Annotated in this window: 23 protein-coding genes; 16 read left to right on the top strand and 7 right to left on the bottom strand. The window is 62.6% G+C overall.

Translation table 11 applies throughout. The features are described from left to right. The first annotated feature begins 73 nt into the window (after nucleotides 1–73). The 3 genes from FG486_RS05030 to FG486_RS05020 are packed head-to-tail and all read left to right on the top strand — an operon-like array spanning nucleotide 74 to nucleotide 3,289. On the top strand, nucleotides 74–1,348 hold the full coding sequence (locus tag FG486_RS05030) for an efflux RND transporter periplasmic adaptor subunit (RefSeq protein ID WP_181266666.1): 1,275 nt from the start codon (nucleotides 74–76) through the stop codon (nucleotides 1,346–1,348). Next, complete coding sequence (locus tag FG486_RS05025) at nucleotides 1,329–2,042, top strand: ABC transporter ATP-binding protein (protein WP_060979409.1); 714 nt, start codon at nucleotides 1,329–1,331, stop codon at nucleotides 2,040–2,042. The genes FG486_RS05030 and FG486_RS05025 overlap by 20 nt, the downstream gene beginning before the upstream one ends. Next, nucleotides 2,039–3,289, top strand: a complete 1,251-nt coding sequence (locus FG486_RS05020) for an ABC transporter permease (RefSeq protein ID WP_066283912.1) — start codon at nucleotides 2,039–2,041, stop codon at nucleotides 3,287–3,289. The genes FG486_RS05025 and FG486_RS05020 overlap by 4 nt, the downstream gene beginning before the upstream one ends. A 30-nt stretch (nucleotides 3,290–3,319) precedes the next feature. Here the strand turns inward: FG486_RS05020 and FG486_RS05015 are convergent, their stop codons facing one another. Then, nucleotides 3,320–3,982: a nitroreductase gene (locus FG486_RS05015; protein WP_181266665.1), complete on the bottom strand. Its 663-nt coding sequence runs from the start codon at nucleotides 3,980–3,982 to the stop codon at nucleotides 3,320–3,322. 220 nt (nucleotides 3,983–4,202) lie between these two features. Between FG486_RS05015 and FG486_RS05010 the strand changes: the two genes are divergently transcribed. The 8 genes from FG486_RS05010 (at nucleotide 4,203) to FG486_RS04975 (ending at nucleotide 12,921) form a co-directional block, all read left to right on the top strand. After that, nucleotides 4,203–5,165 (top strand): YeeE/YedE thiosulfate transporter family protein, encoded by a 963-nt coding sequence (locus tag FG486_RS05010; RefSeq protein ID WP_181266664.1) that lies wholly within the window; start codon nucleotides 4,203–4,205, stop codon nucleotides 5,163–5,165. A gap of 268 nt (nucleotides 5,166–5,433) precedes the next feature. Then, nucleotides 5,434–6,780, top strand: a complete 1,347-nt coding sequence (locus FG486_RS05005) for a methyl-accepting chemotaxis protein (RefSeq protein ID WP_181266663.1) — start codon at nucleotides 5,434–5,436, stop codon at nucleotides 6,778–6,780. A 327-nt stretch (nucleotides 6,781–7,107) separates the two neighbouring features. Then, nucleotides 7,108–8,244: a homocitrate synthase/isopropylmalate synthase family protein gene (locus tag FG486_RS05000; protein ID WP_206678371.1), complete on the top strand. Its 1,137-nt coding sequence runs from the start codon at nucleotides 7,108–7,110 to the stop codon at nucleotides 8,242–8,244. Then, complete coding sequence (locus tag FG486_RS04995; RefSeq protein WP_181266662.1) at nucleotides 8,241–9,527, top strand: 3-isopropylmalate dehydratase large subunit; 1,287 nt, start codon at nucleotides 8,241–8,243, stop codon at nucleotides 9,525–9,527. Before FG486_RS05000 ends, FG486_RS04995 begins: the two co-directional genes overlap by 4 nt. Further along, nucleotides 9,524–10,039, top strand: coding sequence for a LeuD/DmdB family oxidoreductase small subunit (locus tag FG486_RS04990; protein WP_181266661.1), 516 nt, complete (start codon nucleotides 9,524–9,526; stop codon nucleotides 10,037–10,039). The genes FG486_RS04995 and FG486_RS04990 overlap by 4 nt, the downstream gene beginning before the upstream one ends. A gap of 5 nt (nucleotides 10,040–10,044) precedes the next feature. Next, entirely contained in the window at nucleotides 10,045–10,953 is a 909-nt protein-coding gene (gene aepX, locus FG486_RS04985) for a phosphoenolpyruvate mutase (RefSeq protein WP_181266660.1), read from the top strand. Further along, nucleotides 10,950–12,125, top strand: a complete 1,176-nt coding sequence (locus tag FG486_RS04980) for a hypothetical protein (protein ID WP_181266659.1) — start codon at nucleotides 10,950–10,952, stop codon at nucleotides 12,123–12,125. The genes aepX and FG486_RS04980 overlap by 4 nt, the downstream gene beginning before the upstream one ends. Then, nucleotides 12,118–12,921, top strand: coding sequence for a class I SAM-dependent methyltransferase (locus FG486_RS04975; protein WP_181266658.1), 804 nt, complete (start codon nucleotides 12,118–12,120; stop codon nucleotides 12,919–12,921). Before FG486_RS04980 ends, FG486_RS04975 begins: the two co-directional genes overlap by 8 nt. Before the next feature lie 37 nt (nucleotides 12,922–12,958). On the opposite strand, the gene FG486_RS04970 is transcribed toward FG486_RS04975, so the two are convergent. The 4 genes from FG486_RS04970 to FG486_RS04955 are packed head-to-tail and all read right to left on the bottom strand — an operon-like array spanning nucleotide 12,959 to nucleotide 15,998. Further along, nucleotides 12,959–14,308 (bottom strand): NtaA/DmoA family FMN-dependent monooxygenase, encoded by a 1,350-nt coding sequence (locus tag FG486_RS04970; RefSeq protein ID WP_206678369.1) that lies wholly within the window; start codon nucleotides 14,306–14,308, stop codon nucleotides 12,959–12,961. An 18-nt stretch (nucleotides 14,309–14,326) separates the two neighbouring features. Further along, on the bottom strand, nucleotides 14,327–14,587 hold the full coding sequence (locus FG486_RS04965; protein WP_137775986.1) for a hypothetical protein: 261 nt from the start codon (nucleotides 14,585–14,587) through the stop codon (nucleotides 14,327–14,329). Further along, nucleotides 14,584–15,798, bottom strand: a complete 1,215-nt coding sequence (locus FG486_RS04960; protein WP_181266657.1) for a radical SAM/SPASM domain-containing protein — start codon at nucleotides 15,796–15,798, stop codon at nucleotides 14,584–14,586. Before FG486_RS04960 ends, FG486_RS04965 begins: the two co-directional genes overlap by 4 nt. A gap of 2 nt (nucleotides 15,799–15,800) precedes the next feature. Beyond that, complete coding sequence (locus FG486_RS04955) at nucleotides 15,801–15,998, bottom strand: DUF1843 domain-containing protein (RefSeq protein ID WP_171007825.1); 198 nt, start codon at nucleotides 15,996–15,998, stop codon at nucleotides 15,801–15,803. Nucleotides 15,999–16,231: 233 nt separating this feature from the next. On the opposite strand from FG486_RS04955, the gene FG486_RS04950 reads away from it, so the two are divergent. The 5 genes from FG486_RS04950 (at nucleotide 16,232) to FG486_RS04930 (ending at nucleotide 20,107) form a co-directional block, all read left to right on the top strand. Next, a complete protein-coding gene (locus tag FG486_RS04950) occupies nucleotides 16,232–16,372 on the top strand; it encodes a hypothetical protein (protein WP_156447466.1) in 141 nt (46 codons plus the stop codon). A gap of 164 nt (nucleotides 16,373–16,536) precedes the next feature. Continuing rightward, the gene (locus FG486_RS04945; RefSeq protein WP_181266656.1) at nucleotides 16,537–17,298 is read left to right on the top strand and encodes a hypothetical protein; all 762 of its coding nucleotides are present in this window, start codon (nucleotides 16,537–16,539) and stop codon (nucleotides 17,296–17,298) included. Beyond that, entirely contained in the window at nucleotides 17,291–17,719 is a 429-nt protein-coding gene (locus tag FG486_RS04940) for a hypothetical protein (protein ID WP_066279523.1), read from the top strand. The genes FG486_RS04945 and FG486_RS04940 overlap by 8 nt, the downstream gene beginning before the upstream one ends. A 512-nt stretch (nucleotides 17,720–18,231) precedes the next feature. Further along, nucleotides 18,232–19,479 carry a tyrosine-type recombinase/integrase gene (locus FG486_RS04935; protein WP_181266655.1) on the top strand — a complete coding sequence of 416 codons (1,248 nt, stop codon included), beginning with the start codon at nucleotides 18,232–18,234 and terminating at the stop codon, nucleotides 19,477–19,479. A gap of 79 nt (nucleotides 19,480–19,558) precedes the next feature. Next, a complete protein-coding gene (locus FG486_RS04930; RefSeq protein ID WP_181266654.1) occupies nucleotides 19,559–20,107 on the top strand; it encodes an HD domain-containing protein in 549 nt (182 codons plus the stop codon). 38 nt (nucleotides 20,108–20,145) lie between these two features. Here the strand turns inward: FG486_RS04930 and hsdR are convergent, their stop codons facing one another. Both hsdR and FG486_RS04920 read right to left on the bottom strand, forming a co-directional pair. Continuing rightward, on the bottom strand, nucleotides 20,146–22,452 hold the full coding sequence (gene hsdR / locus FG486_RS04925; RefSeq protein ID WP_181266653.1) for an EcoAI/FtnUII family type I restriction enzme subunit R: 2,307 nt from the start codon (nucleotides 22,450–22,452) through the stop codon (nucleotides 20,146–20,148). Nucleotides 22,453–22,456: 4 nt separating this feature from the next. Then, nucleotides 22,457–23,623: a restriction endonuclease subunit S gene (locus FG486_RS04920; protein ID WP_277816968.1), complete on the bottom strand. Its 1,167-nt coding sequence runs from the start codon at nucleotides 23,621–23,623 to the stop codon at nucleotides 22,457–22,459. Nucleotides 23,624–23,636 lie beyond the last annotated feature (13 nt).

Genomic DNA, 23,636 nt, shown 5'->3' with positions numbered 1-23,636 from the left:
ACGCATCATCGCTGGCCATGCCCGTGACGAGCTTCTATGTTCGCAGGTACAGGGCAGGATGGGGCCAATATAGATGCTGAGCAAATTGCGTTCATGGATAGGGCGCCACAAGATCTGGTCCGCCCTGATCGCGCTTGTCCTTCTCTATGTTGCTTATCTGGCCGTGCGCCCGGTCCAGCATGATTACGAATATCTCGGCGAAACCGTGGCGCGCGGATCGGTGGAGCGCGTGGTCTCGGCCAGCGGCAAGGTGCGCGCGCTCAACACGATCAAGGTCGGCACCGAGGTGTCGGGGCAGATCACCAAGGTCTATGTCGATTTCAATTCGCCGGTGACCAAGGGGCAGGTGCTCGCCGAGATCGACCCGACCCGGGTGCGCGCGCGGGTGCAGCAGATCGAGGCGCAGGTCGCGCTCGCCCGTGCCGGATTGCAGCAGACCGCCGCCAATGTGGCGCGCGCCAGGGCCGAGTTGCAGATCCAGGAACGCGATTACGCGCGGCAGAAATCGCTGGCCGAGCGCGGGTTCGTGTCCAAGGCCAATCTCGACGCCGCGCAGACCCGGCTCAACAGCGCGCGCAATGCCCTGGAGGTCGCCACCGCACAGACCGAGAGCGGCGATGCGCAGATCCGTCAGGCCAATGCCGAGCTTTCCTCGGCGCGGCTCGATCTCAACCGCACTGTCATCATCGCGCCCGCCAGCGGCGTGATCATCAACAAGCTGGTCGAGCCGGGGACCACCGTGGCTGCAAGCTTCCAGACGCCCAATCTGTTCGAGATCGCCGCCGACATCACCAAGATGCAGGTCGAGGCTTCGGTCGACGAGGCCGATATCGGCCAGATCCGCGAAGGCCAGGACGTGACCTTCACGGTCGACAGCTATCCCGATGACGTTTTCCGCGCGCGCGTCCGCCAGATCCGCAAGGCGCCGGTCGAAACGCAGAATGTGGTGAGCTATCTCGTCATCATCGATGTCGACAATCTCGATGGCAAGCTGCTGCCGGGCATGACCGCGAATGTCGAGATCATCACCGGGGCCAAGGCCAATGTGGTGCGCGTGCCGACCAGTGCGCTGCGCTTCCGACCCAAGGCGGCCGACCGTCAGGCGCAGGAGGAGCCGCAGCCGGGCGATCCGGATCGCAAGCAGGCGCCGCGGCATTTCGTCTATCTGGCGGGAACGGACCCGTATCGTCCGGTCCGCAAGCAGGTGAAGATCGGGCTGGAGGGCGACGACTATACGGAAATCCTGTCGGGCACCAAGCCGGGCGACAAGGTGCTGGTGCGTACCAAGTCGCTGAAGCCCAGGACCCCGAGCGAAGATGCGGACGAAGATGACAGCGCCGCTTCTTGAGACCCAGGATCTCATCAAGAACTATGTGATCGGTGGAGAGATGGTCCACGCCGTCAACGGCGTGTCGCTGCGCATCGATCAGGGCGAATTCGTCGCGATCATGGGCGCGAGCGGATCGGGCAAGTCGACCTTCATGAACATGATCGGCTGTCTCGACGTGCCGACGTCGGGCGTGCTCAGGCTCGACGGCATCGATACGCGCACGCTGAACAGCGACGAGCTCGCCGAGATCCGCAACCGCAAGATCGGCTTCGTCTTCCAGCAGTTCAACCTTCTCGCGCGGACCAGCGCACTGGACAATGTCGCGGTGCCGCTGATCTATGCCGGGGTCGGGCCTGCCGAACGCCGCCAGCGCGCGCAGGCGCGGCTCGAGGCGATGGGGCTGGGCAACCGGCTGCTCAACACCCCGGCCAAGCTATCGGGCGGGCAGCAGCAGCGCGTGGCGATCGCGCGGGCGCTGGTCACCAATCCGCTGATCCTGCTCGCCGACGAGCCGACCGGCGCGCTCGACACGCAGACCTCGCTCGACATCATGGGCATCTTCCAGAAGCTCAACGACGAGGGCATCACGCTGGTCGTGGTCACGCACGAGCCCGATATCGCCGAATATGCCGCGCGGCGGATCGTGTTCCGCGACGGCAAGGTCATCGAGGACGCTGCGGTGACCTCGCGCCGCCGGGCCGAGCCGGCATGAACGGGCTGCTCGGCACGCTGGCGGGCTGGGGCGTCAATGTCGCGATCGCGTTCACGGCGCTGCGCACTAACCTCATGCGCTCGATCCTGACCACGCTGGGCGTGATGATCGGCGTGTTCTCGGTGATCCTGGCGGTCGCCGTCGGCAATGGCGCACAAGTTTCGGTGACCGAGCAGATCGCGACGCTGGGCTCGAACATGGCGATTGTGGTGCCCGAGCCCGAACGCGCCAACGGCCCGCCGCGCCCCGGCGATCGCGGCCGCCTGACCGAGCGCGACGGCGAGGCGATCGCGCGCCAGGTTCCGGGGGTGGTGGCGGTCGCCCCGCAGATCCGCACCAGCGTGCAGCTGGTCACCGGCGGGCGCAGCGCCTCGACCCAGGCGGTCGGCTCTACCGAGGCCTTTGGCAGCATCTCCAATCTCGGCACGTCCGATGGTCGCTTCATCACCAAGAGCGATGTCGGATCGGCGGCGCGGGTGGTGGTGATCGGCCAGACTGTGGCCGACAAGCTATTCGTCGACGTCAATCCGATCGGGGAGAAGGTGCGGATCAACCGCGTGCCGTTCACCGTGATCGGCCTGCTCGAAAGCAAGGGCAGCAACCTCGGAAACGACAATGACGACCAGATCGTCGTGCCGATCACCACGTTGCGCCAGCGCCTGTCCACCGCCACCGCGCAGGGGCCTGACGATGTCACCTTGCTGTTCGTCGGCTTCGAGGACGAGGACACGCTGGTCGCCGGCGACCGCGAGATCAAGAGCCTGTTGCGCGCGCGCTATCGCGTCTCCAAGGGCAAGATCACGCCGTTCACGGTGCGCACTACCAAGGAAATTGCGGAAACCTCGGGCGAGGTGACGCAGATCTTCCAGGCGGTGCTGGTGGCGATCGCGTCGATCTCGCTGCTGGTCGGCGGTATCGGCATCATGAACATCATGTTGGTCAGCGTCACCGAACGCACCCGCGAGATCGGGCTGCGCATGGCGCTGGGCGCCAAGCGCAGCGACATCCGCAACCAGTTCCTGGTCGAGGCGGCGGTGCTGTGCATCATCGGCGGCGGCATCGGCCTTCTGCTGGCGATGGTCGCGGCGGCGATCTTCCAGCAGGTGGCGGATTTTCCCGCGCCGATCGGGCTCGATACCGCCTTGCTCGCCATCGCCTTTTCGGGCGTGATCGGGCTGGTGTTCGGCGGCTATCCCGCGATCCGCGCGTCGCGCCTTTCGCCGATCGAGGCGCTGCGCAGCGAATAGCCCGCAGCGCCATCGATCCGCCGATCCCGATCAGTCGAAACCGAGGAAAGTAACCTGCTCGTCGAGCGGCACGCGCTCGCGCTCGAAATTGTTGACCGGTGCCTCTTCATCGCGCCAGCCGATGCCCAGCCCGCAGAACAGCAGGATGTCGTCCCCCATCCCCAGATGGTCTTTGATCGTGCGGCCATAGACGCCCATATATTCCTGCGGACAGCTGTCCAGGCCCTCGCCGCGCAGCAGCAGCATGATCGTCTGCAGCCACATGCCGCAATCGGACCATTGCGGTTCCTTCATCAGCTTGGGGAAATGGCACAGCAGCAACACTGGTGCGCCGAACGAGACCATGTTCATCTTGACGAAATCGGCGCGCTGTTCCGAATTGTCGCGCGCCACCGCCATCGCGCCGTACATCGCCTTGCCCAGACTCGACAGCCGCTCCTGATATTTGGGCACCTGGCCGGGGGCGGCGAAGTCATATTCCTGCGGATCATCGGGCTGGCTGGCGAGCAGGCGTTCCTGCAGCGCGGCGAGCGGCGCTCCGGTCAGCACCGTTGCTTCCCAGGGCTGATAGTTGCAGCCCGAAGGCGTCATCCGTGCCTGTTCGAGCACCCGCCGCACCGTCTCGAGCGGAACCGGTTTATCCTTGAACGCCCGGATCGACCTGCGCGTGGCGACGGCTTCGGCTACATTCATCAAACATCCCTCCTGTTTGGCAACATTGGCCGGACATTCCCGGCCGCGGGCCTGCCTTGCCAGAGCGGGCCAGCGGCTGCAATCGTGCGCGACTGAAACCGGAGCCGCCTTCCCAGCGAACCTGCACAATGCCGTCAAGGGGGGGTGATGCGATGCAATCTGGCGCTGCCAGGGTTCATGGACCGTCCGTTCATGCCGATGCCCGGCCCGGCGAGCCGTCATGCTGCTGATCCTGGTCCTGATATGCGCGTTCCTCGTCGGCATGGCGATCGGCGGCAGCAGCACCTGCGCGGTAACCGCCTCGCGCGAGATCCTGCTGCATCGGCGCGGCACCATGCTGCAGGGCTTTGTCATCGCGATGGGAATCGCAGGCGCGATCACGTTGCCGCTGCACTGGCTGCTCGGCTCTGCGGCCCATCTGGCGTCCGAAGTGCCGATCTCGGGTGCGCTGGTGTCCGGCGCGGTGCTGATAGGGCTGGGCGCGGTGATCAACGATGCCTGCCTGCTGGGTACGCTGGCGCGGATCGGACAGGGCGAGGTCCGCTTTCTGGCCTTGCCCTTTGGTCTGGCGCTGGGCTTTGCCCTGGCCGATCGGCAGCCGCTGCTGGCCGCCGGCCCGGCGCTGGGCAATGTCCATGCAACGCCGATGTGGCCTGGCATCGCGCTTGTCATCGGCTTTGCGCTGCTGGCGGTCTGGGCCTGGCGCGAGCGTGGCCGATCCATCGAACCCGGGCGGGCAAGGCCTGCATGGCCGCGCGTGATGATGCTCGCCATGGGTCTGTGCGGCGCGCTGCTCTTCGCGCTGGAACCGAACTGGGCCTATTCGGATGCGGTGCGCGCCATCGTGCGACGCGGGCAGATGGAGATGCACAGCGATGCCCGCGCCTTTGCGCCAGCCGTCGCGTTGCTGGGCGGCGCGCTGGTCTCGGGCCTCCTTGCGCGCTCGTTCGTGTACACGCCGCCCCGCCTGGCGGATCTGGCCCGGTCGCTGGCCGGTGGTGTAGTGATGGCGCTTGGCGCATCGCTCATCCCTGGGGGCAATGACACGCTGCTGCTGGCGGCGATCCCATCGGGCACTCTGAGCGGCCTTGTCGCCTATCTGGTGATGTCGGTAACGGTTCTGCTGGCGCTGCAATCTGCCGCCTGGCTCGGCGCCCGCGCAAACACGAAACTGGCTGCCTGAAGCAGCGATCGTCGACCCCATGGTTCCATCGGGCTTGCCGCGCGCCGGGGGAAGAGCCAGGCATGCAAGCGTGCGAGCGCTGGATGCCCGCCCCTACGACGATCAGCGTCTCGGCGGGCAGGATGTTTTCGAATCCATCTATGGGTAAAGTCCCGGTTAGCGGTTCGGGTCGACCCGAAGCATGGTGCACGAACATTTTTGCCATGTCTTCAAAGTGTAACAAATATTTAAGCGCTTGTTTACTACGATTCCGATAATTTGTTCGGGTATGATGCAGTCGCCATCCGCCTTTTCTTCCTCCGCCGGGTCATCCGGGGCAGATGCGCGATCGGATAGGATCGGCGACTGGCTGTCGGCGGCAGATCGCGAGCCGCCACATATCCTGCACGGCGACACGCTGGTCAGTGTGATCGACCGCTTTCAGGCCAATCCAGACTTGCGATTGCTGCCGGTGCTCGACGCAGCGGGTCGACCGTGCGGTGCCATTTTCGAGCGTGATATGCGCCGCCTGCTGCTCAACCCCTATGGCCATGCCCTGCTGCGCAATCCGGCTTATGGGGGCGACCTGAGGTCGCACATTCGCGATTGCCCGAAGGCCGATGTCGCGCAGTCGATCGGTGCGGCCCTGGAGCAATATCGGGTCGGCCGAGGAACCGAAGGCATGATGATCCTGCAGGGTCATCGATTGTTTGGCGTGCTGACCAACCGCCGACTGGCGCTGCTCGCGGGCGAATGGGAGGGGCATAGGGCCCGCCACAGGGTCGCGCGCGCCGACCAGATCGAGGCTGCTGCAGAGCGTTTCGAACGCGAAGTTGCGGCTCTGGGCCAGATGATGGACAAGCTGTCGAGCATGCTGGAAAACGACGCTGCCCAGGTGGCGGAGAGGTCGACCCAGGTCAGCACCCGCGCTGCCGCCGTTGCCACTGCGGCCGTACAGACCAGTACGCATATGGAGGAAATTGCTGGTAGAGGCCGCGAACTTGCAGATGCGCTCGACTCCATTGCCGCCCGGACGGACGAGGCGCGTGAGGCCGGAAACGAGGCGGTCGCGCTCGTAACGGCAGGCAGCGCCCGTACTGCCGATCTGCGCGTCTCGGCGGCATCGATCGAATCGGTGATCGACCTGATTGGCGAAATCTCGCGTCAGGTGAACCTGCTGGCGCTCAACGCGACGATCGAAGCTGCGCGCGCAGGCGACGCTGGGCGCGGTTTTGCCGTGGTCGCCGGTGAAATCAAGCAACTGTCGCATCAGACCGCCATCGCCGCCAATCGCATCCGTGCCTATGTCGATGAAATCGGGAATGCGGTCGACGAAGTGTCTTGCGGCCATGCTCGCGTCGAAACCGCGATTGCGCGCATCGCCTCGAACTCGGCCGAAATTCAGGGCGCGGTTGCCCTGCAACGATCGGCGACGCAGCTGATCGCCTTCAACGCCGCGCAAACCCATGACGCCAGCCGGGCGACAGGCGTGGATGCCGATGCGATCAACGGCATTGCTCAGAGCGCTGCGGAAAGGGCGGAAGCCATGCTCGGCATTGCCAAGCGCGTGTTCGACGGGGCCCGCCAGCTGGCCGCCGAAAGCAGCCATTTCGTCGAGCAGATCCGCGCCGCCTGAACCTGTATCGCTGCGACGCGTTGCCTCTCCGCAGCAGGGCCGGGCAAGCCAGCCCTTTGCCGACAAATCGCATGGCCAGCCATCGCGCAAGATGCTTCACATCATTTCAGAACCGTTTCCGCCGTAACTTGGCATATTTCGAGCGTTGTCAAGTACGTTCAATCATTAAACGGTATTAAACGCCAATATTGCTTTTTCGCATTCGTTTGACAAATTATCCGATTTGAAGGACACTTAAAGTGTTACTCGAATCATCAGGGTATTTCTCAATAAGAGTCGATCCATAGTACGAAATATGGCTAACCGTATTGACGGGAGCAATGGCTGGTGCGCAACGATATTGTATATGAGGACACGACGCTTCGGGACGGAGAGCAATCCCCAGGCGTTGCATTCGGTCGTGATACCAAGATCGCCATCTTCACGGCTTTGCGTGCGCTGGGCGTGCGCTGGATGGAAGTCGGCATTCCCGCCATGGGGGGCAGCGAGCTTGCCGTCATCCGGGAGTTGCTCGAACGCGGCTCCGACCTGATGCTGATCGGCTGGAACCGGGGGAAGCTGGACGATGTGGTGCAGTCGCTGGACCTGGGTTTTCGTGCGATCCACATCGGCCTGCCGGCCTCGGACGTGCATCTGAAGCACAGTGTCGGGCGTGACCGCGGCTGGCTGGTCGAGCAGGCCAGGACACTGATCGGCGTCGCGAAGGATCGCGGGGCCTTTGTGTCGATCAGCGCAGAGGATGTCGGGCGGACCGACCCCTCGTTTCTGATCGACTATGCCGGCGCGGTGAAGGACGCGGGCGCGGACCGACTTCGGCTTTCCGACACGATCGGCATTCTTTCACCGAGCCGGTACGCGGCGGTGGTGGCGAGCATCGCGAAGGCGGTGCCGATCGACCTGCAATGCCATGCCCATAACGATTACGGTCTGGCCACGGCCAATACGCTGGCCGGTCTCGAGGCGGGGGCTCGCTATTTCCATGCCACGGTCAATGCGATCGGCGAACGCGCCGGAATGGCCGACATTGCCCAGGTTGCCCTGTGCCTGCGCGACTTTCACGGCGTGGATCTGGGTCTGGACCTCACCCAGCTCAAGGCTCTGAGCGACTTGCTGGCGCGGGCGACCGGCCATGCGCCGCCGCCATGGCATCCGGTTGTCGGGGACAACGTGTTCGCCCATGAATCCGGAATTCACGTCAAGGGCGTGGTCCGCAACGCGAATACCTTCGAGCCATTCGACCCGGCCGAGGTCGGCGGCACCAGAAAGATCGTCATCGGCAAGCATTCGGGGACCGAAGCGATCCGATATGTGCTGCGCGAGCAGGGGATCGAGGCCGATGCGGGCGAACTCCGCCAGTGCCTCGGCGCGGTTCGTGAATTCGCGATGGAGGAGGAGCGGGCGCTGTCAGCCGGAGAGCTGGTCGCCATCCATCGCAGGATTGCGAGCGAGGCCGCGGTGGCATGACGCTGGTGCAGCAGATCATTGCCGATCACGCTCGGCAAGCGAGGGCCGAAGTCGGCAGCATTGTCGAGGTCGAGGTCGACTGGATCTATGCACAGGACGGCAATGTGCCCACCATCGCCCGCCTGTTCGAACTGCATGGCCTGCATGTCGGAGATACATCGCGGATCCGGTTTGTCTGCGACCATTCGGTGCTGGCGCCCGACCGTCTCATGGCCTCCAGGGTCAAGGATGCCGAGCGCTTCGCCGCGCGCCAGGGCATCGAGATGGTGCCGGTCGGCTCGGGAATTAGCCATCTGCTCGCCGCAGAGCAGCAATGGTTCAGGCCGGGGCGGCTGGTTCTGGGCGCAGACTCGCATACCTGCACCGGCGGAGCCTTCCAATCGCTGGCGCTGGGGATGGGCGCGACCGACATCGCCTGCGCGATGGCCGAAGGCAGGACCTGGCTGCGGGTGCCTGAAACCGTGCGGATCGAATTGCGCGGCCGCCCTTCGCGCCACGCGTCGCCGAAGGACGTCATGCTGCATATTCTGGCGACGAACACGCCCGAGGCATTTCTGTATCGCTCGATCGAATGGTGTGGCGAATGGATCGAATCGCTCAACGCCGAAGGCGCGGCCACGGTTGCCAACATGTCCGTAGAACTGGGTGCGAAATGCTGTTTCGTCTCGGCCTGGCAGGGCTGCCCGAGCGGAATGATGCGGATCGACCCTGATGCCGAGGACGGCGCCCGCAAGATGGTCATCCAGCTCGACGGGCTCCAGCCCCAGTTTGCAGACGGGCATGCAATCTCGACCGGACGATCGATAGACAAGGCCGACCGCGAGCCTGTCGACTGTGTCTTCGTTGGCAGCTGCGCCAATTCGAGGCTGGAAGACATAGGCACTGTCGCTCGCCTGCTGCGCGGTCGCAGCATAGCACCGGGATTGCGGCTGGTGGTGACGCCGGGCACGCGCAACATCCATCTTCAGGCGCTGCAACACGGCCATGTCGAAACGCTGATAGCCGCCGGTGCGCTGGTAACCCCGGCGGGCTGCGGCCCCTGCGTAGGAACACAGGGACATGTGCCAGCGGATGGGGATCTGGTGGTCTCCACGATGAACCGGAACTTCCTGGGGCGCATGGGCAATCCGCATGCCCGGATCGTGCTGGTGTCTCCCCTGGTCGCTGCGGCAACGGCCCTGCTGGGGCATATCCCTTCGCTCGCCGAACTCGAGGATCTGACACTGACAGACGATGTCTCGCCTGATCATGACCGTGCCGACCAACCGGAGCGCGCGTCATGATGCAATTGCGGGCAAGACGGATTTCGGGGGCCGTGTCGACGGACGATATCCTTCCGGCGCGCTACAAGCACGCATCCACCAATCCGGATGAACTCGCAAAACACGTCTTCGAGTATTTCGTGCCACCTGGTTTTGCCCCCTTTGCCCCTGGTGACTGCATCATTGCCGATTCTGTCTTCGGCATCGGCAGTTCGCGGGAACAGGCGGTCAGCGCCCTGATGGCCGCAGGTGTCGGTGCCCTGATCGGCCCGGCGTTCGGGCGGATATTCTATCGCAACTGCTGGAACCTGGCGCTTCCGGCGATCGAAGCCGACCTGAACGATTGTCGCGAGGGCGACCTGGTCCAGATCGACCTCGCCGCAGGACAGATCGTCTGCCCAGGCGCGACCGTCGCATTTTCGCCTCCTCCGCCCTTGCTTCTCGACGTCTACCGGGCCGGAGGCCTGCTGCGCCATGTCGCGGCGAAAAAGCTCTCTCGCCAAAGCCTTCAAAGTCAGGGAGAAGGATCGTGAATGGCATGCTCGGCAATGGTAACGCTGTTCCGGATGCTGGCGCGGCGTTGAAGCGGCTGCTCGCCCGGGATCGGCTGGCATTTGCAATGGAGGCCCATAATCCGCTGGCGGCGAGAATTGTCGGCAATGCGGGATTCGATGTCGTCTGGGCCTCGGGCTTCTCGATATCGACGGCGCTGGGCAAGCGCGATCGCAACGAAGTCTCCTCGACGCAGCTCATCGATGTGCTCCAGGGAATGCGCGAGGTCACCGATACGCCGATCCTGGTCGATGCCGATACGGGATTTGGCGATTTCAACAATTTTCGCCTGCTGGTCCGCCGGCTGAGTGTGATGGGCGTCGGCGGCGCCTGTATCGAGGACAAGACCTTTCCGAAGCTGAACTCCTTCGTGAACGGACGCCAGGTCCTGATCGATGCCGAGGAATTCTGCGGCAAGATCCGGGCTGCAAAGGACAGCCAGCTGTCGAACGACTTCTGCATCGTCGCGCGGACCGAAGCGCTTGTCGTCGGTGCCGGCATGCACGAGGCGCTGGAGCGGGCGGAACGGTACCGGCTCGCCGGGGCCGATGCGATCCTGATCCATTCGAAAGAGAAGACGGCCGATCAGGTGCTTGAATTTGCGCTGCACTGGGCTGGGCGCACCCCGCTCATCGCTGTCCCGACGACCTATAGCGAAACGCCCTGCGAGCTCTTCGAAGCGTCCGGCTTCGGTCTTGTCATCTGGGCCAATCACATGATCCGGGCCAGCGTGGCTGCCATGTCCGAGGTGTGCAACCAGGTCTCTTCGCAACGGTCTGTGCAGGGCATCTCCAACAAGATCGTGGCGATGGAAGAGGTGTTCGACCTGTTCGACTATGCGGAGGTGACGGCGGCGGAACGGCGCTACTGTCCCAACGGGGCAGCCGGGGCATGATCCGCGACGAAACCGCCTTGCTTGCCCATGGCACCGCGGCGGACCCGGGCCGAGGCGACAGCGTGCATTTTGCGATCCTCGATATCCCGATCCGCCTTGATGTGGAGGAACCGGAATTCGCCAGCATCACGCACGCCTTCATGGGGGCTTATGCGCCTGGGGAGGCAGCGGCGATGGCTGCGGGCGACGGCCTTGCCTTTCATGTCCGCCGGGTTGCGACGCTTCCGGCATCACCAACCGAGAAGGTCGCCGTGCACCGCACCAGACATCCGTATTGGGATTTCGGCGGGCTGACCGATGCTGCGCGCGTGATGCATGTCTGGCCGACCCGCGGCCTCTCCATCGAACGGATGGGCCCCCGCAGCTGGGGCATCGGGGTGCGGCATGATGTGGATGCGCGATTTGCCGCCGAGGGCATATTTCACGCCATTCGCAGCCTGGCGCTCTATCATCGCCCGCCCGGCAACATGCTGCATGGTAGCGCGGTGGCTTGCGGCGATCGCCTGGTCGCCTTTGTTGGCCCTTCGATGGCCGGCAAGACGACGCTGATGACGCGAATGCTGGCGAACACGGGCTGCCATCCTTTTGCCAATGATCGCTTCCTCGTCCTGCCGGATGCATCGCTGGAAACGCGTTCCTGGCCTTCCTATGCCAGCTTCTGCGAGGGCCACCTGCAGGGCGATGCGTCGCTGGCGGCCGCCGCACGCCGCTATGAAGCGGAGGATTGCGCCTATCGTACGCGGCGCTGGGGGATGCAGCTCAGCGATCGGTTCGACAAGGCGGGAAAGCGAACCTACCCCATGCGCTGGCTGCGAGAGGTCTATGGACGCCCGTATCGCAACGCAGGGCAGCTGGCAGCCATCGTGTTGTGCCAGGTTTCGCCTGACATCGAGCGGACTGTCTTTCGCGAGCTGGACCTTGACGGCGCCGATCGGGAACAGGCTCTGAGCTCCCTGCGCGCATCGGCCTTCGACGATCATGAACCCTCGTTCCTGCCCTGGCATGGCCTTCCGATCCCTCGAAACGCTCCCGAGCTCGGCCATATCCTCGACAGGTTGAGTGCAGCTGGCGGGAAGGTGATCTCGCTGGCCGTGCCGGTGAACCAACTGGACGATGCGACGCGCCTGCTTGGCAAGGCTCTCGCCCTCATGCCGGACCGAGAAAATGGATAAGGAAAGACTTGAAGCCTTTGACGAGATTGCCGGCGGCTATCGGCAGTTTCGGCCGAGCTACCCTGAGTCCCTCTTCGATGAACTGGCGCGTTATGTCTCGCCGATCGAACCTGAGGGCGATGGCCCTCTGCTGGCGCTGGATGTCGGCGCTGGTACCGGCATCGCCACGCAGCAGCTGGCGCATGTCCTCGATCGGCGGTGGCGCATCCTGGGGGTGGAGCCCGGGGCCGGCATGCTCGAACAGGCGCAGGCCGTCGACGATCCGCGCATCGCATTCGTCCGTGGTCAAGCCGAGCATCTGCCGGTCAATGATGGCGCGGCGGCACTCATCATGGCGGCTCAGGTGGCTCAGTGGTTCGATCGACCGGCCTTCTATGCCGAGGCAAGGCGCGTGCTTCGGCCTCATGGGGCGATCGCCCTGATCCAGAACAACCGGAACTGGCAGACATCGGAATTCCTCAGCGCCTATGAAGCGCTGCTGGAAAGCAGCAGCCCCGGCTATAGCCGCAACTATCGCGCGTTCGACTATCGCCAGGAGCTCGAGGCCCAGGGTTTCACGCGTATCCGCGTCCACCAAGCGGAGTGGATCCGCGAGATGACGGGCGAAGCTTTTCTCGGGATGGCGCATTCCTCGAGCAAGGTCGCCGCGGCGGTCAGGGCCAGGGGACGCGCGCTGGTCGATCAGGCGATCTGGGATCTGCTCGCCACGTTCGGTCGCGACGGCACGATCGAGATTCCGTATGTCACCGAACTGTTTCTGGGCGAAGCCCTCGCAACCAGGGCGCAAGCGGGCTGACACGGCCCGGTTCGATCGAAGCGAAACCGGGCTGTCGCTACTCCACCGAAGCGCGCGCCCGGGGATGCCGGGGGCGGTCCAGGCCCAGCTTGTCGCGCAGCGTGCCGGTGCGATAGGCCTGCTTGAACCAGCCAGCGCGTTGCAGCAGGGGTATGACCCCTTGCGAGAAATCATGGAGGAAATCGGGCATCTGCGGCGGCATGATGTTGAATCCGTCGGCGGCCCCCGTCGCCACCCACTCGACCAGTTCGTCCGCGATGTCCTGGTACGACCCGATCGCCATGAAATGGCCCCGCGCGACGACCAGCCGTTCGTACAGGCTGCGGATGGTGGTACCTTGCTGTGCGGCGAGCTTTTCGATCATCGCCCGGCGGCTCTGGTTTCCATTCGACCGGGGCAGTGGGGGCAACGGGCCGTCGATGTCATAGGGCGAGAGGTCGAATCCTCCCAGCAGGTCGGACAGCATCGACAGGGCAAGGCCCGGCGCCACCTTGTCCTGCAGGTCCTGCAGCTTGCGTCGGCCATGGTCTGCGGTCGGTCCACAATAGGGGCTGCATCCGGGCAGGATCTTCAGCTGATCCGGATCGCGGCCATGGCGCGCGGCCCGTGCCTTGACATCGCGATAGAATTCGCGGGCATCCTCGATGCTGCCCGAAGCGGTGAACACGAGTTCGGCATGCCGTGCTGCAAAGTCGCGCCCCGTCGCGGATGCCCCCGCCTGGACGATGACCGGCCGCCCCTGCACCGGGCGCGCGATGTTGAGCAAGCCACCTGCAATCCGGAAATGCTGCCCTTCGAAATGAACGGGGTGGCGCTTGGCCGGATCGTAGAAGAGGCCGCTCGCCTTGTCCCTTGGGAAGGCGTCATCTTCCCAGCTGTCCCAGAAGCGGCAGGTCAGATCGAAAAACTCCCCGGCACGATCGTATCGGGCCTCGTGCTCGGCATGCGGGGCGTGGCCGAAATTGACCGCAGCACCCGCCTTGGACGAGGTCACCAGGTTCCAGCCCGCGCGTCCCCCCGAAATCCAATCGAGAGAAGCATATTCGCGCGCGAGGTTGAACGGTTCCTTGTAGGACGTCGAAGAGGTCGCGATCAGCCCGATATGGCGGGTTTGGACTGCCATGGCGGCGAGGAATGTCAGCGGCTCGAAGACAACAACCCTGCTGCCATAACCCAGATGGTCATCTGCAAACACCGAGGGGGTGTCGCTCAGGAAGATGAAGTCGAAGAGATTGTCTTCGGCGTGTTGCACCAGACTCGTATAATGATCGATGTTCTGCGCCGCATCGGCGCAACTGCGGTCCATGCGCCAGGCGGCCGGGTGATGCCCCGTCCCGTAGGAAATATAGGCCCCGAGGATCATTTCGCGTGGTTGACGAACGGACACGGCACGCCCTTTCTGGGTTCATGAAAACGAGCCGGATGCTCTCTGGCCCATGGCTGCCCTGGCTCCGGTTTGCCGGTCGGGTTGGGGCAGATGATCGGCGTTGAGGGCAGCCTCGAGCCGCTCTGCCGCCGCGCGGGCCATATCGAGCGCCGACAGATAATCGCGTTCGGCCTTGGCCAGATCGCTCTGGCAGTGGCTGCAGACCTTCTCCTCGGGCCATACGAACTGCCGGCAGGACCGGCACAATAGCAGAGAGGGGGCGACTCGTCCGGCGGTCACGACAGCACCGTCCGGCCGGATAGCGGCATATCCTCCACCACCAGCGCATGGCGTCCGTAGTCAAAGGCATGGCCCGGCGCATCGGCCACCTTGACCAGCCTTTCGCGCTTGCCGCGCCGCGCGAACTCCAGCGCGCGGTAATGGCACATCGGATTGTTGCCCGGCCGCCCCATCAGCGAATGCGCTGTCCATGTGCATCCGGCCATGCAGATTTCGGCATAATAGCATTGCGCGCAATAGCCCCACAGGTCGCTCTTCGTCGCGCGATGGGTGAAGGCCAGTCGCTCGGCGCGGTCCCAGATCAGCCGCAACGGCTCGTCACGCACATTCCCGCCGACATAGTCGCGCGACAGCCCCGGACAGCCCTTGATATTGCCGTCCGCTTCGATGCCCAGGACATTGTCGCCAGCGCTGCAGCCGGTCCAGTGCGCCGCGATATCGCCGACCAGGCGCAGCTTTTCCTCATAGGGGCCGAAATAGCCGATATTGTTCGATGGCTGCAGCACGATGCCGTGTTCGGCAGCACGGTCATGAAGGCTGGCAAGAAGGGGAAACAATGCGAGCAGGTCATAAGGCTGGAGCAGCAGGTCGTCATTCTCGGCGGCGTTGCCCATCGCGACGGTCAGCGCCAGTTGCCAGTTCGAGACCTTCGCTGCGATCAGGACATCGAGCAGTTCGGGAAGCTGCTTCATCGTGTGACGGTTGATCTGCGTGTTCACGCTCGCCATGATCGGCCGGCCTGCCACCCGGCGCAGCAGCGCCAGCGCCGCCTCGAAGCTGCCCGGCACCCCGCGCTGCAGGTCGTGGGTCTGGCCGACGCCGTCGAGCGACACCCCGATGCTCATGACGCCGGCCTCGATGGCGGCATCGAGCGTGGCCGGAGTGAAGAACCGCCCGCCGGTCTGGACCGAGCAATCCATGCCCGATTGGCGGATGCGCCGAACAATCTCCAGCCAGTCGCGCCGCAGATAGACTTCGCCGCCGATCAGGCCGATGTCCCGCGCACCGAGCTCGGCAAGCTGATCGACAAGATCGAGGCATTCGACGCTGGACAGTTCCGCACGTGCGCGCCTTCCGGCCCTTGAGCCGCAATGACAGCAGGACAGGTCGCAGGCTCGGGTCAGTTCCCAGACGACGCTGACGGGTACGCGCCCGCGCTGATCCGCCGAACCGAAGAAGCGCGCATGCGGCAGCTCCGCCTGCGGGACCATTGTCAGCGTTTCTCCAGCCTGGCGATGGCCGCCTCCAGGTCGGCAATTCCGGCTGAGAGGTTTCCGGTCTCTGCCTGAACCTTTCTGGCGCGCTTGAGAACCGATTTCATCCGGCCGACCTCTCCGAGCGTCAGCGCCTCGCGGATCGCCGGATCGTAGACCGCACGACTCATGCGGATGTCTGAACCCTTGCCGGTCATTGCACACCTCCCCGTAACGAACATGAACAATACTCAATCTTTAGCCGAAACGATTCAATATGTCGATACGGCTATTGAATCATTGTTGACAATCCGATGGTGTTTTGTATAGTGCCCATGTAAGCTGCTTGCAAACATTGCCGGCAATTCTGGTGTAGCTAATTCAACTCAGCTGTAGTCAGAGTTGTTTGTTCGGGCAATATTCAAAACAATGATTCGAATGGAGATTTATGATGGCAAAGGCTGAAAATGTGACTCGCGCTGCATATCTTGATCGCAAGCAGATGGTGACGAAGAAGATCGACGTTGTTGAATCCCGTCTCAATGAACTCGCCGCCACCTTGCGTACGCTTCGCGCAGACGTGGTCGCCTGATCGTGGTATTGGCTGCGGATATTCATCCGCAGCCAATGTCCGGTATCAGTGTAATAGTTTGATTGTTGTCCCTCCTGGCGTCATTCGCAAGTAGAATGCAGGGCACAACTCATCCTCTACCGACCCATGCTTCCATGGCAGTTTGCCAGCGCTTCGGCGTCGACATGGGCGAATTTCTCCCGGCAATACCGCAGCGCTTCATCGAGCATGGAGCCATCTTTCTTGCAGGATCGCTGGTGGAGGGATTTGGCAACAAGACCTCCGATCTCGATGTCATGATCGTCAGCGAGCTGGCGCTGGACGGCATCGATCATGTCGTCCGCAAGGATCATATGCTGATCAACATGATCTTCGGCAAAGCTCGGCGGATCGATCTGGAATATCTCCACACTGGGACCATTTCCTCGCCGGTCGCGGAAATTGCTGCGCTCGATATTCCCGTCGACTTTGTCGCAGAGCGCATTGACGAGCGGCAGGAGCTGCTGATCCATCGCCTTCTGAACGCGGTCCCGCTCTTCGACACACCCGCCTATCGCGCGCTGCTTGCCGCCGCGCAGGCCTGCGATTTCCGCCGCTACATGGTCAAGCGCTGCATGCACAAGATCGACGGGGCCGCACTCGATCTTGAAGGGATGGTTGATCGCGGAGATCCGGCCGAGGTGCTGCTGCGCCTGTTCGACATCATCGACCATAGCGTGGATGCCATCCGCTTTGCGCATGGTTTCACGAATCCACTCGGAAAATGGCGGATCAGATCGCTTCGGTCGATGCCGCCATCGCCTGAGGCCGAAAATGCGCTCAGCATCTATCTGCGCTATCGTGTGCTCGGCCTCGGGCTGGAAGAGCCCGATATGGAGGAAGTGCTGACGCTGGTGCGGCAGGTGCTCTACTGGTCCGACTGTGCCCTGAGGCGGGTCTATGCCTGAAGTGGTAAGGGAGATCTCGGCGGTGTTTCGCTTCTATCCCGATTCGAGGGGCGATATCCGCATGATCCACAATGGGCATAGCCGCCTCGAGGTTGACGAAACCATCGAGGCGCTGTGGTTCGAGATCGACAGCCAGCGCAGCCTCTCGCAAATCTATCGCTCGTTTTGCAACGTGACGGGTCGCGCGCACGACCCGGTCTCGGCAACGCTGTTTGCCGATATTCTGCGCGAGTTCGAGCAGGCGGGGCTGATCCGGCGGAACGGTGACAGGACCACGTGCCTGGCTTGCGGTTGCGAGCAGCGTCGTCCGAACCCCTTGCAGGCGATGCCCGCGCGCTTCGAGCCATGCGCAAGCTGCCACGACCCACTCGGTATAGTGGCGTGGTGGCGTCCTTCATCCCCGCCTGCGGCCCAGATGTGAGGTTCTGCTCGACGACGCCGGCTCATGGCGTCGCGGCCAGATGTCGGCTGGGGCAAGTCAAGCCGACCCGGAACGCGGGTTTGCTACCGAAACTCCTGCATGGCCACTCCCTGCGCATTCCTGAAGGGGATCCATCCCGTTGGGGCCAGACAGCTCGGCTCGCTCCCGACGCCTGCGTGTACCGCGCCAGGTGATTTCGGTAGCTCTTCTGCTAGGCAACAGCAGAGACAGTCCGGTGTTCTTCGAGGCTGCTGACCATCAGGGCTGGGCTGTGGAACAGGAAGTGGCGGAGACGGAGTCCGCCAAACTATGGGCCGATGGAAGTCGATCTTAGTCAAAAAACATCATTATTCATGGGAAAACCTCTTGGTTTCTGCAAACGACCGTCCGTATGAGTTCGATTGTGTTCCCATAAAACCGTGCTATTATCGGGGAACAGTTTTGGGAGCGCGAGGCCGCGACGCCATTGGGGTGATCTGGGGGCAGTTTCGGTTCCCTGACAGGGAGCGATAATGCCAAAAAAGCTTAGCAACGTGCTCACGCCCTTGGCGGTGAAGAATGCAAAGCCCGGTCGCCACGCCGATGGTGGCGGGCTGCATTTGCTGGTGAAAGAAAGCGGTGCCCGGTCATGGGTCTATCGATTCATGCTCAATGGGAAGTCGCGCGACATTGGCCTTGGCGCGGCTGGACCGGACGGCATTTCCTTGTCGCAAGCCCGCGATGCCCGCGACGCACTGCGTCTTAAGGTGAAGGCTGGAATTGATCCCCTTGAAGAACGCCAGCGGGTGGCCGCTGAGGCCCTTTCAGCAGCTCAGGCGGCACAGGTTGCCGGAATAACGTTCAAGGCCGTGGCGGAGACCTACATCGGTGCGAACGAGGGAAGCTGGCGCAATGACAAGCACAGGCAGCAATGGAAGAACACGCTGGCCACTTACGTCTACCCGGTGATCGGGGAATTGCCCGTTGCCGAAGTCGGCACTGCCCACGTTCTGCAAATCCTTGAGCCGATCTGGAAAGACAAGGCGGAGACTGCCAGCCGGGTCAGGGGACGCATGGAAACGATCCTTGATGCCGCCAAGGCGCGCGGATACCGAGAAGGCGAAAATCCCGCCCGGTGGCGCGGCCATATTGCGCAAATCCTGCCTGCCCGGTCCCGGCTCACACGCGGCCATCACAAGGCCATGCACTATGAAGCGATCCCGGCATTCATCGGTGATCTGCACGAGCGGAAGGCTGTCGCCGCGCTGGCGCTGGAATTTGCGATCCTGACCGCTGCCCGCACTGGTGAGGTGATCGGCGCGAAGTGGGATGAGGTCGATTTGGACAAGGCAATCTGGACCATCCCGGCCAGCCGCATGAAGGCAGGTAGGGAACATCGCGTGCCGTTGTCGCTGCGGGCCGTAGCGATACTGGAGTCGGCAAAGGCGTTGCGAAAGGAATGGCTGTTTCCGGCGACCAGCGGTGGAAAGCTATCTGGTATGGCTATGACCATGCTGCTGCGTCGTATGAAGGTCGATGCGACGGTACATGGCTTCCGATCGGGTTTCCGCGACTGGGCTTCCGAATGTACGGGCTATGCTCACGAGGTTGCCGAGATGGCTTTGGCACATACCATCGGCAACAAGGTCGAGCGTGCTTATCGGCGCGGCGACCTGTTCGAGAAACGGCGACGGCTGATGGAAGATTGGGCCATCTATTGCACAAACCCGCGCGCGATCGATCGCAGTGTCATTCCAATTCGGCAGGAAATCTTTGCATGATCTTTCGCAAGTGCCATTGTGGCCTGACTGCGCAAGCAGCCAACAATGGTGCAGATTTGGAGTTGGAAAGCTGTCGATCATGCTGACTGCGAGATTTGATGCCGCCCTGGCTTATGCAAGCGAAGCACATCGCAGCCAGGTTCGGAAGGGAAGCAATGTCCCCTATATATCGCACCTTCTGGGGGTGGCGTCGATTGCGCTGGAGTTCGGGGCTGACGAGGATCAGGCGATCGCTGCGTTGCTGCATGATTCAGTCGAGGATCAGGGTGGGTTGGAGAGGCTGGAAGATATCCGGTTGAGGTTTGGCGACCGGGTTGCCCGGATCGTCATGGACTGTACCGACGCTGTGCAAACCCCAAAGCCTGCCTGGCGAACCCGGAAGGAGCAATACCTTGCCAGCCTTGCTCAGAAGGACCTGGACTCGCTTCTTGTTTCGCTAGCGGACAAAACCCACAATGCTGAGGCGATAGCTGCGGACCGCGGTCAGATTGGGGAGGCTATCTGGGACAGGTTCACTGGCGGCAAAGACGGTAGCATCTGGTACTATCAGGAATTGGCCAAGGCGTTTGCCGCGCCTTTTCCGCAACAGGTTGCAAGATTGGAACGCGCAGTTGCCGGCTTCAGCTAGCGCACCGGTACGTAGACAAGTTCTGAACCCTCAGGCCGTCACGAAAACAGGTGTTTCTGGATATCGATAAACGCCCCGCGTATCTGTGGGATGGACCCCAGAACCCGCTTGGCGTCATTGGTCCCGCCGTAGCGAATCTGCAGGAAGTCACTGATCCGGTGAGGAGCCAGTTCCTGAATGCCCTGGAGCTCGTAGGCCTGCAGGATGTAGCTCAGAAACTCCCGCATCTCGGCCTCGTAGCCCGTCAGCCCCTTGGCCTTTGCCGCCTCGACCCGTTCTGACCGTGACAGGGGCGCGAGGGTGAAGCGGACATAGGCGAGTACATCGAAAATGTCGCTCTTGGGTGAGTCGATCAGGCGGCGCATGTCGTCCATGCGGTCGCGGTCGTACCCCATTTCCTCGAGCCGCTGGATGAAGGCAGTGCGGCGGTCGGGATCGATCCAGATAGCGCGGAGCTCATCGGCATCGGCGACCATCGTGCCCAGGTCACCGAACAATTGCTCCATGAACTCGTTAGCGGTGATCTGTCGCCCGTTGAACCAGTAGGTGGTCTCGGCGACATACTGGATCTTCCGCTCCTTGCCGTCAGCCAGCTTCACGACGACCCGTTGGACCGGGGGCAGGGGATCGATGATGGTATCGTCGTCGTCTGGTTCGTCCTCAGGGGCTGGCTTGGGCGGTTTGGGGCTACCGGGGCCAGAAACCGGCTCCTCCGGCTCGCCGTCCCACGCCGGATCCTTGAAGTGCTCATAGGCCTTCACGAAATCGTAGATCGTGAAGAAGTCCTTCCCGTCGAAGGTCCGCGTGCCTCGGCCGATGATCTGCTTAAACTCGATCATCGACTTCACGGGGCGCAGCAGAACGATGTTGCGCACGTTGCGTGCGTCCACCCCGGTCGACAGCTTCTGCGACGTGGTAAGGATCGTCGGCAGGGTCTTCTCGTTGTCCTGGAACTCGCGCAGGTGCTGTTCGCCCAGCTTGCCGTCATCCGCCGTCACCCGCTCGCAATAGTGCGGGTCGGGATTGGTCTTCACCTGGTTGATGAAGTTGCGCACCCGTGCCGCGTGATCCTGAGTCGCACAGAAGACCAGCGTCTTCTGGCGCTGGTCGATCTGGTCCATGAACTCGCACACCCGGCTCATCTCGCGCTCGTCGATGATCAGCTTCGTGTTGAAGTCCGCCTCGGTATATTCCTTGTCGGGGTCGATCTCCCCGCTCAACACCTCGTCCTCGTCGCTGAAGGTGTAGGTGTCCATCGTGCTCGCCATCTGGCGCACCTTGAACGGGGTGAGGAAGCCGTCGCCGATCCCCTCCTTCAGGGCATAGGTGTAAACCGGGTCGCCGAAATAGCGGTAGGTATCGGCGTTCACGTCGCGCTTGGGCGTGGCGGTGAGGCCGAGCTGCACGGCAGGCGCGAAGTATTCGAGGATCCCGCGCCATGTGCTTTCATCGCGCGCACCGCCGCGATGGCATTCGTCGATCACGATGAAATCGAAGAAGTCCGGCTCATAACCTTCGAACCGGAACTCGTCCTCGCCGGTCATGAACGTCTGGAAGATCGTGAAGAACACGCTCGCATTGGTGGGCACCTTGCCCTGCTTGCGGATTTCCTCTGGGCTGATGCGGCACAGCGCATCGGGCGGGAAGGCGCTGAAGGCGTTGTAGGCCTGATCGGCGAGGATGTTACGGTCAGCAAGGAACAGGATGCGCGGGCGACGGGTCGGCTCGCGGGTCAGGTTCCAGCGCGACTGGAACAGCTTCCACGCGATCTGGAACGCGATCGACGTCTTGCCCGTGCCCGTGGCGAGCGTCAGCAGGATGCGCTGCTGATCCTTGGCAATCGCCTCGAGCACGGCGGTGATAGCGTTGTGCTGGTAGTAGCGCGGCTGCCACTTGCCGCCGCCGGTTTCAAAGGGAACCGCGCCGAAGCGCTCACGCCACGCATTGCCGGCGGGGAAGCAGCGCTGCCACAGCTCGTCGGGCGTCGGGAAAGGCGGGGCGATGGCCCCTTCCTTGCCCGTGTGCATGTCGACCTCATACCACTCGGCCCCGTCGGAGGCGTAGGCGAAGCGGGCTTTCAGACGGGTCGAGTAATCCTTGGCCTGACCGACGCCTGCTCCTGCGCCCTTACCATAGCGCTTGGCCTCCATCGTGGCGAGCTTGTGGCCGCGATACTCGAAGACGTAGTCGGCCGAGAGCGGAGCGCCGCGCTGGCCGCCGGGCATGATGCGCCCCGGGCAGATTGCCTCCCGCCGGATATGCGCGCCCTCGACCACGCCCCAGCCGGCCGCGCGCAGCAGGGGATCAATGCGATTGGCGCGGGTATCGGCTTCGGTTTCCTGCATCAGATCAGGTCAGCTCCCCGGCGAAGGCCTTCTGGAGGAGAGATTGGCGAAGGTCGGTGATATCATTGATCTGGTAGCTAAATGCCCTCGCAAGAGCGTTAGTCATTTGCCTCACTTTTCCAAGATTTTGCGCGACATCTTGCTGCACGTCGATCGGGGGCATTGGCACATTCAATGTCGCAACCGACTTAGTGTTAATAACTCCCTGAGCTGAGCCCGTCGTCATTCCTAGCAGACGGTCTTTTCCTTGCCGCGATTGGCAGAAAGCTTCCAAATACTGAAGCTCTCCTTCGACCGGCTTCGCAAACACGACATTTGCGCAGTTCATAGGGCCCAAGCCTTTCGGAACGAGGCAACAATCCGAGCGATTTGCGCCTACACGAACGAATAGCAACTCACCTCCTACGAGTTGAGATTTCTTCAGTTTCGAGTGAAATTCTGAGCTAATATAACGGGTGCCATCGAGGTCGAGCCCACTTGGTCGAACGTTCTGAGAGCGCAGAAACGGAATCCCGTCTGTCTCGACGTAGTGCTTCGAGGTCTCCCCCACGTGCCCTACCGAGACACGAGAACATATCTGACCAAGCGACTTGGCAGGATGTGATTTTTCGACTTTGTCAAAAATCGAAAACCGAACGCTCTCAAAAACCTCCTCTGCATCCGCCAGATTGGCTTCGGTGAGGGCGCGGGCGCGGTCGAGGGCGGCGAAGGCCTGATCCAGCACCGCGACAATCCGCTTCTGCTGCTCCAGTGCGGGGAGAGGAAAGTCTATGCCCTTAATCGTCTTGGACGAAAGGTGTTTTACCGTCGTGAATGAAGTCTGGTCCTCGATCTCTTTCAGGTATCGATTGATACCGTAAAATAGGAACCGGGGATGCAAACGACTGTCGAAACGGCGAAGCCGGCACACCCGTTGGTTCAGCAGCGCTGGGCCACCACCCCACTCATAGCACCGGAACTCACCGTCCATGCCGATCAGTAGGTCACCATTGCCCACGACGTAATCCGCATCGTAGTTTCCGAGGAAGCCGACAGCGGTTGCGCCGTTGTCCTTGAGGTCGCGAATGCGGATCAGAGGAAACCCGCTACTTTCGGAAAACTGCTTCGACGAAAACGCAAAGCCATTCTGAACTTCGAGCAATTCTCCCAAGGGAGCCTTAGGCCAAGCCATTACGGTAGGCGCT

The organism is Blastomonas ursincola (genome assembly GCF_013607875.1).
GTDB classification, from domain to species: domain Bacteria; phylum Pseudomonadota; class Alphaproteobacteria; order Sphingomonadales; family Sphingomonadaceae; genus Blastomonas; species Blastomonas ursincola.
The sequence above is the reverse complement of the archived record's forward strand: the minus strand, read 5'-3'. Positions and strand labels throughout refer to the sequence as shown.

Excerpts from the sequence above, each read along its gene's own strand:
- FG486_RS05030 (WP_181266666.1), top strand. The coding sequence starts at position 74 with ATGCTGAGCAAATTGCGTTCATGGATAGGGCGCCACAAGATCTGGTCC.
- FG486_RS05025 (WP_060979409.1), top strand. The coding sequence starts at position 1,329 with ATGACAGCGCCGCTTCTTGAGACCCAGGATCTCATCAAGAACTATGTG.
- FG486_RS05020 (WP_066283912.1), top strand. The coding sequence starts at position 2,039 with ATGAACGGGCTGCTCGGCACGCTGGCGGGCTGGGGCGTCAATGTCGCG.
- FG486_RS05015 (WP_181266665.1), bottom strand. The coding sequence starts at position 3,982 with ATGAATGTAGCCGAAGCCGTCGCCACGCGCAGGTCGATCCGGGCGTTC.
- FG486_RS05010 (WP_181266664.1), top strand. The coding sequence starts at position 4,203 with ATGCTGCTGATCCTGGTCCTGATATGCGCGTTCCTCGTCGGCATGGCG.
- FG486_RS05005 (WP_181266663.1), top strand. The coding sequence starts at position 5,434 with ATGATGCAGTCGCCATCCGCCTTTTCTTCCTCCGCCGGGTCATCCGGG.
- FG486_RS04995 (WP_181266662.1), top strand. The coding sequence starts at position 8,241 with ATGACGCTGGTGCAGCAGATCATTGCCGATCACGCTCGGCAAGCGAGG.
- FG486_RS04990 (WP_181266661.1), top strand. The coding sequence starts at position 9,524 with ATGATGCAATTGCGGGCAAGACGGATTTCGGGGGCCGTGTCGACGGAC.
- aepX (WP_181266660.1), top strand. The coding sequence starts at position 10,045 with ATGCTCGGCAATGGTAACGCTGTTCCGGATGCTGGCGCGGCGTTGAAG.
- FG486_RS04980 (WP_181266659.1), top strand. The coding sequence starts at position 10,950 with ATGATCCGCGACGAAACCGCCTTGCTTGCCCATGGCACCGCGGCGGAC.
- FG486_RS04975 (WP_181266658.1), top strand. The coding sequence starts at position 12,118 with ATGGATAAGGAAAGACTTGAAGCCTTTGACGAGATTGCCGGCGGCTAT.
- FG486_RS04960 (WP_181266657.1), bottom strand. The coding sequence starts at position 15,798 with ATGGTCCCGCAGGCGGAGCTGCCGCATGCGCGCTTCTTCGGTTCGGCG.
- FG486_RS04955 (WP_171007825.1), bottom strand. The coding sequence starts at position 15,998 with ATGACCGGCAAGGGTTCAGACATCCGCATGAGTCGTGCGGTCTACGAT.
- FG486_RS04950 (WP_156447466.1), top strand. The coding sequence starts at position 16,232 with ATGGCAAAGGCTGAAAATGTGACTCGCGCTGCATATCTTGATCGCAAG.
- FG486_RS04945 (WP_181266656.1), top strand. The coding sequence starts at position 16,537 with ATGGGCGAATTTCTCCCGGCAATACCGCAGCGCTTCATCGAGCATGGA.
- FG486_RS04940 (WP_066279523.1), top strand. The coding sequence starts at position 17,291 with ATGCCTGAAGTGGTAAGGGAGATCTCGGCGGTGTTTCGCTTCTATCCC.
- FG486_RS04935 (WP_181266655.1), top strand. The coding sequence starts at position 18,232 with ATGCCAAAAAAGCTTAGCAACGTGCTCACGCCCTTGGCGGTGAAGAAT.
- FG486_RS04930 (WP_181266654.1), top strand. The coding sequence starts at position 19,559 with ATGCTGACTGCGAGATTTGATGCCGCCCTGGCTTATGCAAGCGAAGCA.
- hsdR (WP_181266653.1), bottom strand. The coding sequence starts at position 22,452 with ATGCAGGAAACCGAAGCCGATACCCGCGCCAATCGCATTGATCCCCTG.
- FG486_RS04920 (WP_277816968.1), bottom strand. The coding sequence starts at position 23,623 with ATGGCTTGGCCTAAGGCTCCCTTGGGAGAATTGCTCGAAGTTCAGAAT.